Source organism: Amphiplicatus metriothermophilus, from assembly GCF_900199215.1.
GTDB classification, from domain to species: domain Bacteria; phylum Pseudomonadota; class Alphaproteobacteria; order Caulobacterales; family Parvularculaceae; genus Amphiplicatus; species Amphiplicatus metriothermophilus.
Genome location: NZ_FZQA01000005.1, coordinates 71,860 through 84,162 on the forward strand (window position 1 = coordinate 71,860; position 12,303 = coordinate 84,162).

A 12,303-nucleotide genomic window follows, 5' to 3' on the forward strand; every position below is an offset into this window, starting at 1 on the left:
GAAGCGCGATTTCCCGGCGCGATGATGAAGCGCGGGGCGAAACGGGGGAGGAGGAAGAGGAGGCCGTTTCGCCCCGCGCGCGTCCGTGCTAGCCGCGGACGGTCAGCACGGCGGTCTTGAGGTCCTGCGAATTCGGGCCGACCATGATCTCGAATTCGCCGGGCTCGACGACCCGCTTCATGTCCTTGTTCCAGAACCGCAGATGTTCGGGGCCGATGACGAAGCGGACTTCCTTCCTCTCGCCAGGCTGCAGCGTTACGCGCCTGAAGCCGCGCAGCTCCTTGACGGGACGCGTCACCGAGCTCACGCGGTCGCGGATGTAGAGCTGGACGACCTCGTCGCCGGCCCGCTCGCCGGTATTGGCGACGCTTACGACGACTTCGGTTTCGCCGTCCGCGTCGATCTCGGGCGCCGTCAGCCTCGGCGCGCTGATCTCGAACGTCGTGTAACTGAGTCCGTAGCCGAACGGATAGAGCGGTTCTGTCGTGTCGAAGAGATAGCCGCGCAGCGCGCTGGGCTTGCGGTTATAGACGAGGGGCAATTGCCCCGCATGGCGCGGAATGGTGACCGGCAGTTTGCCGCCGGGGTTGTAGTCGCCGAAAAGAACCTGGGCCATGGCGGTTCCGCCTTCCTGGCCGAGATACCACCCTTCCACGAGGGCGTTCGCGCGCGCGGCGACGTCTTCGACGCCGAGCGGCTTGCCGTTGATCAGCACCACGACGACCGGCTTGCCGAGAGAGAACATCGCCTCGGCCAGCTCTTTCTGCTCGCCGACCAGCTCGATATCCGAGCGATCGCCGAGATGATCCGCAGACCACCCTTCGCGGCTCGTGGCTTCGGTTCCGCCGATCACGAGAACGACGGCGTCGGCTTTTTTGGCGACCTTCTTCGCCTCCCTGATGCGTTTCAGGTTCTCCTCGCGGTCGGCGAGAACGACCTCGTCCGACCACCAATCGCCGCGCTCGACGATCTTCACGCCTTCATGGTGGAGAATCTCCACCTCCTCTCCGATATGGGCCCGTATGCCGTCGAGGATCGTGATCACCCTCGTGGGCACGTCCGAATAGCCGCCGAGCCGAACCGCGTCCGCATTCGGTCCGATCACGGCGAGACGCCTGAGCGATTCCTTCGCCAGAGGCAGCACGCCGTCGTTCTTGAGAAGCACGATCGCCTTGCGCGCGGCCTCCTCGGCGAGGGCGCGCGCCTCCTCATTGTCGGTGATCGCTTCGGCGTAATCGGCGTCGGCGTAAGGGTTCTCGAACAGGCCGGCCAGAAACTTGATCTTCAGCATCCGGCGCACGGCGCGGTCGATCTCGGCCTGGCTCACGCGGCCCTTTTTGAGGGCGTCGGGAAGCAGCGCGAAGGCCTGGCCGTCGGGCAGGTCGAAATCGACGCCCGACTTGAGCGCGCGCACGGCCGCGCTTTCAAGATCCGGCTCGACGAAATGCAGGCGTTGCAGATCGTCGATTCCCCAGTAATCGCTGACCACGCCGCCCTTGAATCCCCATTCGCCGCGCAGCACGTCGTTCAGCAGCCAGCCGTTGGCGTGCGAGGGAACGCCGTCGATCTCGTTATAGGACGCCATGACGGAAAGAATGTTCGTGCGTTTCACGGCTTGCTCGAAAGGTGGAAAGAAGATTTCGCGCAGCAGCCTTTCGGAGAGATTGGCCGGACCGACATTCGTGCCGCTTTCCGGCTGTCCGTGCCCGGTCATGTGCTTCAGCGTGGCGAACACCTTGTCCTCGGCGAGCGGAAGGGCGTCGCCCTGAAAACCCTTGATCGCGGCGACGCCGAGCTCGCTGACGAGGTAGGGGTCTTCTCCGTAGGTTTCCTCGATGCGGCCCCAGCGCGGATCGCGGGCGACGTCGACCACGGGCGAGAGCACGAGATGCGCGCCGCGCGCGCGGATTTCCCGCGCTGCGATCGAATAGACCTTCTCGATGAGCTCCGGGTCCCAGGTCGAGGCGAGCGCGATCGCCTGCGGGAAGGAGGTTGCGCCGCGCGCGGCGTAGCCGTGAAGGCCTTCCTCATGGAAGAGAACCGGAATGCCGAGCCGGGTTTCCTCGACGGCGTAGCGCTGGACGGCGTTGACCAGCGCGACCGTTTCGCGCGCGTCGCGGAAAGGCTTCTCCAGCGGGCTCGACGGCCCCTGAAGGTCGTTCGGGCGCGCGAAATGGCCGATTCCGGCTGGATAGAGGACCTTCGCCTTTTCCGGGTCGAACGCCCCGGTCTCGTCGAAGAGCTCGGTCTTGCGCGTCCAGACCGTCGTGATCTGCGCGATCTTCTCCTCCAAGGTCATGCGGGCGAGAAGGTCGTCGACGCGCGCCTCCACCGGCGCTTCGGGATTCTTGTAGAGCGGCGTTTTCTCCTCCTGGGCCGCCGCCGACGCGACGGTGGCGAACGTCAGCGCCGCCGCAGCCAGCGGCGCGCGCGCCGGGGTGAAGAATTTCATTGGAACCGACCCTCCCTGACCTCTTGATGTTAGGGCTAACATTAGCGGCGGGCGCGGCCGCCGTCAAAGTAAAATGAACGTCGGCGCCTTCCGGGCGACGGAATCGACGCGCCGCGCACGGCCGCGCGGCGCGTTTCTCCCGTGATCCCGGATCAGTGACGCCGATGGAGCGGGTCGAGCGCGGTTCCGGGCCTGCAGCGCGTCATTTCATGCCGCGCCGCGCCCGGGACGACGGCGCTTCGTCCCTAATCCCTAATCCCTGATCCCGCTGGGCGGCGCGACGGATTCCCGCTCGATGAGCGCGACGTCGAGAATGTGCAGGCGCTCGGCCAGCTCCACCTCGCCGTGAATCAGACAATCCGTCAGTAGGGAAACCGATTTTCGCGCCATGTCGGCGACCGGTTGCCGGATGGTGGTGAGGCGGGGGCACACGACTTCTGCAAGCGCGGTATCGTCGAAGCCCGCGACCGAGAGTTCGTCCGGAAGGCGCAGGCCGCGCTGGTGCGCGGCGGCGATCACGCCGGCGGCCATCTCGTCATTGCTGGCGAAAATGGCGGTCGGCGGCTCGGCGAGGGAGAGAAGCTGACGGGCCGCCTCCACGCCGGACTGAAAGGTGTAATCGCCGCTGGCGATGTAGTTCCGGTCGATATGCAGCTTGCGCCTGGCCATCGCCGCCTTGAATCCGGCGAGGCGCATGGCGCTCGACGTCTGGTTGCGCGCGCCCAAAATGAAGGCGATGCGCCGGTGGCCCTGCGCGATGAGATGCAGGGTCATGATCTTCGCGGCGTCGGCGTCATTGATGACGACGCTCAGATCCGCGCAGGAAAGATCCCCATGCGCGATGCGCACGAAAGGCAGGCCGATCTGGCGCAGGGCCGTAATGAGCTCGTGATTGTCGCTGAGGGGCGGGTTGACGATCAGGCCGTCGACCCCGATCCGCCTGACGAGTTCGGCGTAACGGGAAGGCTCGGACTCCAGCGCGGCGACGTCGATGGCTTCGACGACGAGATGATGGCCGAGCTCGCGGCACTCGTCGAGCGCGCCGTTGAGGAACTCGTTGAGATATCCATAGCTGGGATTGTGGTACAAAAAGCCGATCAGAAAGGATTTGCCGCCGGCGAGTCCCCGCGCCAGCATGTTCGGCCGGTAGTTGAGCTCCGCGATGGCCGCCTCGACCTTTTCCCGGGTCGAGGCCTTCACCACCGCCTTCTTGTTGAGCACGCGCGAGACGGTCATCTGCGACACGCCCGCCCGCTCGGCCACTTCCTTGATCGTCACGCCCTGGCGCTTGTTGCCGCGTTTAGAGTTTTCTTCCATCGCGCGATCGCCTGCTACGGAATCATCGGCCCCCTTAATACGGCGCGTCGCAGAACATCGGTACCGGTTTTTTCGGCCGAATCGCCGCGTGCGCTGGGGGCGGCCCGGCCCGCGAAGGCCGCCGGTAGAATAGTTTTAACGTGTTTGCTTAATAATCGACGGTAGCGCCAACAACGCTGACAATAATCAGGGGGAGCGCCTGATGTCGACCGACTTCTCTTCCGCTCTGCTGGCGGATGTCGGCCATGACGAGTGCCGCCTCGCGCTCATGCGCGAGACCGCGGGCGAGCGGCCGAGCTTCGCGCACAACGCCCGGTTCTCCTCGTCCGAGTTCCCGTCTTTGGCGGCGTTGTTGCGCCATTACCTCTCGCTCCTCGGGGATGAAACGCCGGAAGTTCTGGGGCTTTCGCTCGCCCAGCCGGTGACGCGGGACGTGATTCGGCTGCCGTCGCCGCAGTGGACGGTGGACAGGCGGGTGCTGCGCGACGGGTTCGGCTTCGCCGACGTCGTGTTCGTCAACGATACGAGCGCGGTGGCTTCCTCGCTGCCCTGGCTCGGCCCGCACGACGTGAAATCCATAGGGCGCGAGGAGCAGGGATTCAGCGTCTCGCCCGAAGGACGTTATAGCGTGATGAGCCTGCGTTACGGGCTCGGCATCGCGGCGCTCGTAGGAGAAGGCGGCGCGTTCGCCGTCGTCGATTCCGAGGGCGGACATTCCGGCTACGCGCCCCAGACGCCGGAGGAGATGCGCATCCTCGCCGAGATGTTGAAACGCGAGCCGCATGTCAGCAAGGAGATGATTCTCGCCTCGGACGGGATTCGCGCTATCTATACCGCGCTTTGTGCGGCGAACGGCGACTTCGACGCCAAGCTGAGCCCGCTGGAGATCGTTCTTTACGGCAAGACCGGCGCGGAGGAGACCTGCCGGAAGGCGCTCGACCTCTATTTCGACATGCTCGCGTCGGCGGCCGGGGACGTGGCGCTCAATCTGTGCGCCGTCGACGGCCTTTTCATATGCGGCGAAATCCTGAACGGCGTCGCCGAAATCATGCCGCATGACCGGTTCAGAGAGACCTTTCAGAGAAAAGGGTCGTTTACGGACTTCGTCGGACGCATTCCGACTTATGTCGTCTCGAATCCGAGCGCGCGCCTCATCGGCCTGGCGCGGCTCATCTCCAAACGGATGGAGGCCCAACGGCGACGGGCGAAGGGAACGGATAATCCCGAAAAGCTCCTGGAGGAGATCACCGCCGCTATCGACCAGTCGATCACGATCGTCGGCCCTGACCTCACCATCGTCGCCTGCACCGGCCAGCCCTGGTACAACCAGCCGGGCGCGCCCGGCGCGGCCCGGGCCGGGCAGTCCGCGGAAGCCTATCTTCGCGCGCTCGCCGAAGCCGGCCAGCTCGGCCTCGGCGAGGCGCGCCAGTGCGTCGACGGGATCGTCGAGAAGATGAAGGCGGGAGAACGCTTCGAATTCGCGCGCATGACGTTCGGGGGCCGGCTTCTGCACGCGCGCGCCGAGCCGCGCGAAGGGGGCGGCTTCATCATCATCGAGACCGATTACACCGAGCGGGATGCGAGAACGAGAGAGCTCGAAGGTTTGGCGGCGAATCTGCGCGAGGCGAAGATGAAGTCGGATGCGGCGAGCCGCGCCAAGTCCGAATTCCTCGCCAATATGAGCCATGAAATCCGCACCCCGCTCAACGGCGTTCTCGGCATGGCCGACGTTCTTCAGCGCACGCCGCTCAGCGAATCCCAGGCCGAGATCCTCGACGTCATCATCAAATCCGGGAACAGCCTGCTTACCGTCATCAACGACATCCTCGATTTCTCGAAGATCGAGGCGGGCAAGCTGCGGCTGAAGGAGGATCCGTTCGATCTGCGCACGACGATCGAGGACGTGGCGGCGATGTTCGCCGCCCATGTGGAGAAGAAGGACGTGGAGCTGATGGTCCGCGTCGCGCCGGGAACGCCGGCGAACCTTATCGGCGATGCGGGCCGGCTGCGTCAGGTGCTCACCAATATCGTCGGCAATGCGGTCAAGTTCACCGACAAGGGCCATATTCTCATCGACGTGGCCGGGGCCCGCGAAGGCGGGCGCGCCAGACTCGCGATCGCGGTCAAGGACACTGGCTGCGGCATCCCGCCGGAAAAGATCGAGACCGTGTTCGACATGTTCGAGCAGGCGGACGGGTCCGCCACCCGCGCCCATCAGGGCACGGGCCTCGGCCTGGCCATCACGAAGCGCATCGTCGAGGCGATGGGCGGGGCGGTCAGGGCCGAAAGCGCCGTCGGAGAGGGGACGACCTTCCGCATCGATCTTGCGCTGCCGGTTCACGATCATCAGGAGGACGATCCGTGCTGCGCCGAGATCGATCCTGTGGACGTGTCCGGCGCGCGCGTTCTGGTCGTCGACGATCAGGAGGTCAACAGACAGATTCTGTGCGAGCAGCTGCAGGGTTGGGGCATGACGCCGCTGTCGGCGGCGGGCGGCGAGGAGGCTCTTGCGACGCTCCTGGGCGAAAGGCGCGCGGGCGCCCCCGTCGACCTCGCCGTTCTCGATTACCAGATGCCGGAGATGGACGGCCTCGCCCTCGCCCGGCGGATCAAGACGCATCCGCACCTTTCGGCGACGCCTCTGGTGCTGCTGACGTCCGTCGGCCATGTCGGCGATACGGACGATCGCGTTTATGAGGATTTCGCCGGCTATCTGGTGAAGCCGGCGCGCGCCGCCCAGCTTCTGGAGAACATTCGCCGCGCGCTGTCCGGCGGCTTCGTGCCCCGGCCCGCCGAATCCGCGCCGGCGCAGGAGCAAAAGCAGGCGGGCCGCGCGCCGGAAAGCGCTGAAACCGTCGCGGTCGACGATGAAGCGGAGCCCGCGCGTCCCGCCGCCAAAGCCGTTGCGCCGGCGCACGCCGCGCCGTGCGGGAACGGGGCGGCGCAGCCGCCGCAAGCCGACGAGGGCGGCAGGAAGATCAAGGTCTTCGTGGTCGAGGACAATCTCGTCAACCGAAGGGTCGTCGGCGAGATGCTGAAAAACTCCGGCTACGAACTTGTCGAGCTGGAGGACGGCGAGAAGGCGGTGGCGGAATACATGAACGGGCCGCCCGACCTCATTCTCATGGACGTTTCCATGCCCAATCTCGACGGCTACGCCGCCACGCGCAAGATCCGCGAGATCGAGAAGGCGCAAGGCCGGCCGGCCGGCGTTCCCATCATCGGCGTGACGGCCCACGCCATGCCGGAAGATCGCGCCAAATGCGCCGAAAGCGGGATGAACGACTATCTCGCCAAGCCGATCCGGCAGGAGGCGCTGGAGGCGGCGATCAGGCGGCACTGCGCCTAGCGCCCGCCGCCGCGCCCGCGGCCGTCCGGTCATGGACAGGCCGCGTCCGGCCGGATCATAATGAAAAAGCGTTTCGCAATCGCCGGCGGCGCCGGGCCGGCCTTCACGGCCGTCCGCGGCGCGCGCGCCGAACAGCCGCGCAGGGAGCGGACATTGCATCACAAGCCGCAGATCAGGAAGGAGGCGTCGCTGTCGAGACGGAGCTTCATCGCCGGCGCGGCGGGACTGGCGGCGGCGACGGCGTGCGGGCCCCTCCGCGCCGGCGAGAGGGCGCGCGCGATCGGCCTTCAGCTTTACACCATTCGCCGCGCCATGAGCGAGGACGCGCCGGCGGCGCTCCGGCGCGTCGCCGAGATCGGGTACAGGCATGTCGAATTCGCCGGCTATTTCGGCATGGCGCCAGGCGCGCTCAGGACGCTCTTGTCCCATCTCGGCCTCGCCGCGCCGAGCGCGCACATGGACGCGCGCCTTCTGCGCGACGATCCGGGACCGCTCATCGACGCGGCGGCGCAGATCGGCCACGAATTCGTCGTGCTCGGATGGCTTCGCCCGGAAGACCGCCGCACGATCGATCAGTACAAGGCGTGGGCCGAGACGTGCAATCATGTCGCAGAGCGATGCCGCGCGGCCGGCCTGCGCTTCGCCTGGCATAATCACGACTTCGAGTTCCATCCGATCGGCGGCGTCGTCCCTTATGACGTTCTTCTCGAACGCGCCGATCCGGATCTCGTATCCTTCGAGCTTGACTTCTATTGGGCGCGCAAGGCGGGCCAGAACATTCTGGGTCTTCTTGAAAAGGCGCCGGCCCGCTTTCCTCTGTGCCATGTCAAGGACATGGATCGGAAAGGGAACATGACCGACATCGGCGAGGGCGTCATCGACTTCGCAGGCGCGCTCGCAGACCGCGCTACGGCGGGGATCAAACATTGTTTCGTCGAACGGGACGACGCCCCGGCGCCGTTCCGCACGGCCGAGCAGGGCCTGGCGGCGATGACGCGCATCCTCGAAGACGCCGGCGCGCGCGCGGACCGGGCGCGATCGCTGGAGAGCGAGCGATGACGGATCTGCGCCGCCTCGGCGCCGGGACGACGCCGGTCCGGGAGAATGTCGACCGGGCGCTGTTCGAACGGGAGATCGTTCCGGGAAACAGGCCTGTCGTGCTGAAAGGGCTCGCGGACGACTGGCCGGCGACGCGCCTGGGAAAGCGCTCGCCTCAGGCGCTCGCCGATTACATAAAAAGGTTCAGCAGCGACAGGCCTGTCGAGATACTGCTCGGGCCGCCGTCGATCAGGGGCTATTTCTTTTATCGGGACGAGCTCGGCGGCGTCAATTTCGTCCGTAGGCAGGCGAATTTCGTCGCCGCCGTGGACAAGCTGTTGTCCTTCATAGGCGAGGCGTCGCCGCCTGCGCTTTATATCCAGTCCGCGCCGATCGACGACTATCTTCCGCAGTTCGGCGAGGAGAACCGGGTTTCCCTTCTTGACGGGACCGTCGCGCCGCGCATCTGGATCGGCAACGCCGTCACGGTGCAAACCCATTTCGACCTGTCCGAGAACATCGCCTGCGTCGTCGCAGGGCGCAAACGCTTCACGCTTTTTCCGCCCGAGCAGATCGTCAGCCTTTATCCCGGCCCGCTCGAATTCACCCTTTCGGGTCCGCCGGTGAGCATGGTCCGGCTCGACGAGCCCGATTTCGAACGCTATCCGAAATTCCGCGACGCGATCGCCAGCGCCGAGGTCGCCGAGCTTGGACCGGGCGACGCGCTCTATATTCCCTATCACTGGTGGCATCATGTCGAGTCGCTCGATCCATTCAACGTGCTGGTGAACTGCTGGTGGAGCGGCTCGCGGCCCGATGCGGGCTCGCCGCGCGACTGTCTTCTTCATGCGCTGATCGCCCTGCGCGCGCTGCCGCCCCGGCAGCGCGCGGTCTGGCGCGCGGTGCTCGATTACTACGTCTTCGAAACCCATGGCGATCCGGCCGCGCATCTGCCGCCCGCGCGCCGGGGGGTGCTGGGCGAACCCACGCCGGAACGGCTTGCGCAGATGCGCGCGATGCTCGCCGGCGCGCTCGCGCGCTCCGCAAGGCCGGACGAGCGCCAGCGGCGCCCGGCCGAGAAGCCGTAGACTTATGCTGCGTGCACGGACCTTCGTCGCTCGGCGGGCGTAGGCAAGCGAGCGGCTTTCGCCGTCAGCGCGCCGGCGCGGCCCGAAGCGCGGCGGCGACCGCCTCGCGCAGGGGTTTCGGGCGATACGCCGCGTCATAGAGCGTGGGCCGCTTGGGAACACCGTCCTCGCGAGGCAGAAAATCCTGCAGCCAGCTGTAGGAGTCGACCATGCCCCAGACCAGCAGATCCTTGGTCTGCTCATAGCTCAGCATCATGTCGAGATAGTCCTTCGCATAGCCGGCCATAAGCCGGTCGCGCGTTTCGACGTCGGGCGGGAGGTCGGTGTCGTTGACGTCGAACTCCGTCAGATAAACGTCGAGGCCCATCGCGACGACTTCATCGACGAATTCGCGCCAGGCGCGCTGCTTCTCCGGCGTGAAGGCGTCCGGCATGTCATAATTCGAATGGCTCTGGACGCCGAGCGCATCGATGGGAACGCCGTTCTTCACCAGCCGTTCAAGCAGCTTCAGAACGCCCTTGCGATGGTTCTCGTTGCCGCTTTCCCAGCTCATATAGTCGTTATAGGCGAGCGTCGCGTCGGGGGCGGCTTCTTTCGCCTTATGGAAGCAGAAGTCGATCGCTTCCGGTCCCATGGCCCGGGAGAAGGCGGTTTCGCGCAAGGCGCCGGTCTTGTCGTCGACGGCTTCGTTGACGACGTCCCATGAATAGATGAACGGGTGATAGCGGCTGGCGACGCGGGTCACGTAATCGCCGAGCATGGCTTCGGCTTGCGCCGCGGAGTCGAACTCAAGCGCGTTGACCCAGTCCGGCAGCCAGCGCGGGTGATGCCATAAAAGCGTATGCCCGCGCATTCCGAGCCCTTCGGTCTTCGCGAAGTCGACCAGCGCGTCCGCCGGCTGAAAATTCCACTGATCCGACTGCGGATGAATGACATACCATTTATGCTCGTTCTCCGCGACGATGACCCCGCATTCGCGCCGGATGACCTCGACATAGCGCGGATCGCTCAGCTGATGGGCGGCCATCGCCGATCCGAAGCGCAGGCCTTTGGCCGCGGCGAGGTCTTTGAGAGGGGTCGCGTCGGCGCCTGCGCCGGCCGGCGCGTTGCGCGCGCACGCGCCGGCGGCGAGGGACAAAGGGCCGACCGCAGCGGCGCTCGCGGCGAGCTTAAGGATCTTGCGGCGGTCATGCTTTGTCATGGCGTTCAAAACCTTTTCCGGGCGGCCAAAGGCGGCGTCTGTTCAGCGCCAAGCTAAAATGTTATCGCTATCAAATATCGGGCGCAACCCGCGCCGACGAATGCGATAAGGGGGACGACATGCCTTGCAGACTCGCCTGGGCTCTCATGATCGCCGCCGGCGCGCTATCCGCATGCGCGGCGGGAGGCGACGGTGCCGGGGAGCCCGCGCCGGCGCCGTACGCGGCGTTCGACTGGTTCCGTTATGAAGGGACCGAAGCGGAAGGCGCGCCTGAGCCGGCCGCCGACGAATATCGAAACCCGGTGATAGCCGGCTTTTATCCCGATCCGAGCGTCGTCCAGGTCGGCGCGGACTATTATCTCGTCAATTCGACCTTCGCCTGGTTTCCGGGCGTTCCGGTGTTTCACAGCCGCGATCTCGTCGGGTGGCGGCAGATCGCGAACGCCATCGACCGGCCGGGCATGGTCGATTTCACGGGACTCGGCGTTTCACGCGGAATTTTTGCGGCGACGATCGAGCATCATGAGGGAAAATACTACATTGCGACGACCTGCGTCGATTGCGGCGACAATTTCATCATCACGGCTGACGATCCGGCGGGGCCCTGGTCGGAGCCGATATGGCTGCCGGAGGTCGGCGGCATCGATCCGTCGCTGTTTTTCGACGAGGACGGCGCCGTTTATTTGCTGAATAACGACGCGCCGCCGGGCGAAGCGCGGTATGACGGGCACAGAGCGATCTGGATCAGGCGAATCGATCCCGAGACGCTCCAGCCGCTGACGAAGCCGAGAGTTCTGATCGACGGCGGCGTGCGTCCGGAAGAAAACCCGATCTGGATCGAGGGCCCGCATCTCTACAAGATCGGCGGCTGGTACTATCTGATCGCGGCGGAAGGCGGCACGGCGATCGGACATTCGCAGGTCGCGCTGCGCGCGCGCGAAATCTTCGGCCCTTATGAGCCGTATGACGGAAATCCGATTCTCACCCAGCGCGACCTGCCCGAGAATCGCGAAAATCCCGTGACCTCGGTCGGACACGCCGATCTCGTGCAGGATGCAAAAGGCGGCTGGCATGCGGCGTTTCTGGGCGTGCGCCCCTATGAAGGCGATTATTACAACACGGGCCGGGAGACCTTTCTCCTGCCGGTCGAATGGCGGGAGGGATGGCCGATCATTTTGCCGCCCGGCGAGCCGGTTCCGATGGTCGTCAAGCGGCCTCCTTCGGAAGACGCGCCCACGGGCGCTGCGTCGGCAGATGACGCGCCGGCGCCGACGACGGGTCCGTTCTCCGTCTACGAATCGTTCGACGCTCCAGCGCTCGCGCCTTATTGGCTCTCCCTGCGCGGTCCCGCCGCGCCGTGGCTGCGTCTGGAGAACGGCGCGGCGAAGCTGTACGCGCAGGCGGACGGACTTGGCGATTTCGGCCGACCGGCGTTTCTCGCGCGTCGGCAGCAGCATCTGTTCGCGCTGGCCGAGACGGAGGTTTCTCTTGCGCGGGCCGGCGGGGCGGAGGCGGGTCTCGCCGCTTTTCAGAACGACGAATTTTATTACGCGCTGGGCGCAGTGCGGGACGGGGACGGAAAGACGGTCGTTCGGCTGCGTCGTCGCGCCGGACCTGAGACGCCGCCGGCCGGCGAGGTCATCGCCTCGGCGGCGCTCGCCGGCGCCGAGGCGATCCGGCTTCGCATCCGCGCGCGCGGCGCGCTTTACGATTTCGAATACGCCGGCGCTGACGGCGAATGGCGCATGCTCCTCGCCGGCGCCGACGGGCGCATCCTCAGCACGCGCGAGGCGGGCGGCTTCGTCGGCGCCGTCTTAGGATTATATGCGCAATATTCGGCCCGTCCGTAAATAGCAGG

At 65.9% G+C, this 12,303-nt stretch carries 7 protein-coding genes; 4 read left to right on the top strand and 3 right to left on the bottom strand.

The features are described 5' to 3' along the window. Positions 1-88: 88 nt before the first annotated feature. Positions 89-2,452 carry a glycoside hydrolase family 3 N-terminal domain-containing protein gene (locus CHB64_RS11200; RefSeq protein WP_089412716.1) on the bottom strand — a complete coding sequence of 788 codons (2,364 nt, stop codon included), beginning with the start codon at positions 2,450-2,452 and terminating at the stop codon, positions 89-91. Between the two features lie 252 nt (positions 2,453-2,704). Next, entirely contained in the window at positions 2,705-3,769 is a 1,065-nt protein-coding gene (locus CHB64_RS11205; protein WP_089412717.1) for a LacI family DNA-binding transcriptional regulator, read from the bottom strand. Between the two features lie 202 nt (positions 3,770-3,971). Between CHB64_RS11205 and CHB64_RS11210 the strand changes: the two genes are divergently transcribed. Genes CHB64_RS11210 through CHB64_RS11220 form a run of 3 tightly spaced genes read left to right on the top strand, consistent with a single transcriptional unit; the run spans position 3,972 to position 9,244 of the window. After that, positions 3,972-7,118, top strand: a complete 3,147-nt coding sequence (locus tag CHB64_RS11210; protein ID WP_089412718.1) for a glucokinase — start codon at positions 3,972-3,974, stop codon at positions 7,116-7,118. A 60-nt stretch (positions 7,119-7,178) separates the two neighbouring features. After that, a complete protein-coding gene (locus tag CHB64_RS11215; protein ID WP_089412719.1) occupies positions 7,179-8,177 on the top strand; it encodes a sugar phosphate isomerase/epimerase family protein in 999 nt (332 codons plus the stop codon). Next, the gene (locus tag CHB64_RS11220; RefSeq protein WP_089412720.1) at positions 8,174-9,244 is read left to right on the top strand and encodes a cupin-like domain-containing protein; all 1,071 of its coding nucleotides are present in this window, start codon (positions 8,174-8,176) and stop codon (positions 9,242-9,244) included. Before CHB64_RS11215 ends, CHB64_RS11220 begins: the two co-directional genes overlap by 4 nt. 64 nt (positions 9,245-9,308) lie before the next feature. Here the strand turns inward: CHB64_RS11220 and CHB64_RS11225 are convergent, their stop codons facing one another. After that, entirely contained in the window at positions 9,309-10,445 is a 1,137-nt protein-coding gene (locus tag CHB64_RS11225; protein WP_089412721.1) for an endo-1,4-beta-xylanase, read from the bottom strand. A gap of 119 nt (positions 10,446-10,564) precedes the next feature. On the opposite strand from CHB64_RS11225, the gene CHB64_RS11230 reads away from it, so the two are divergent. After that, complete coding sequence (locus CHB64_RS11230) at positions 10,565-12,295, top strand: glycoside hydrolase family 43 protein (protein WP_089412722.1); 1,731 nt, start codon at positions 10,565-10,567, stop codon at positions 12,293-12,295. Positions 12,296-12,303 lie beyond the last annotated feature (8 nt).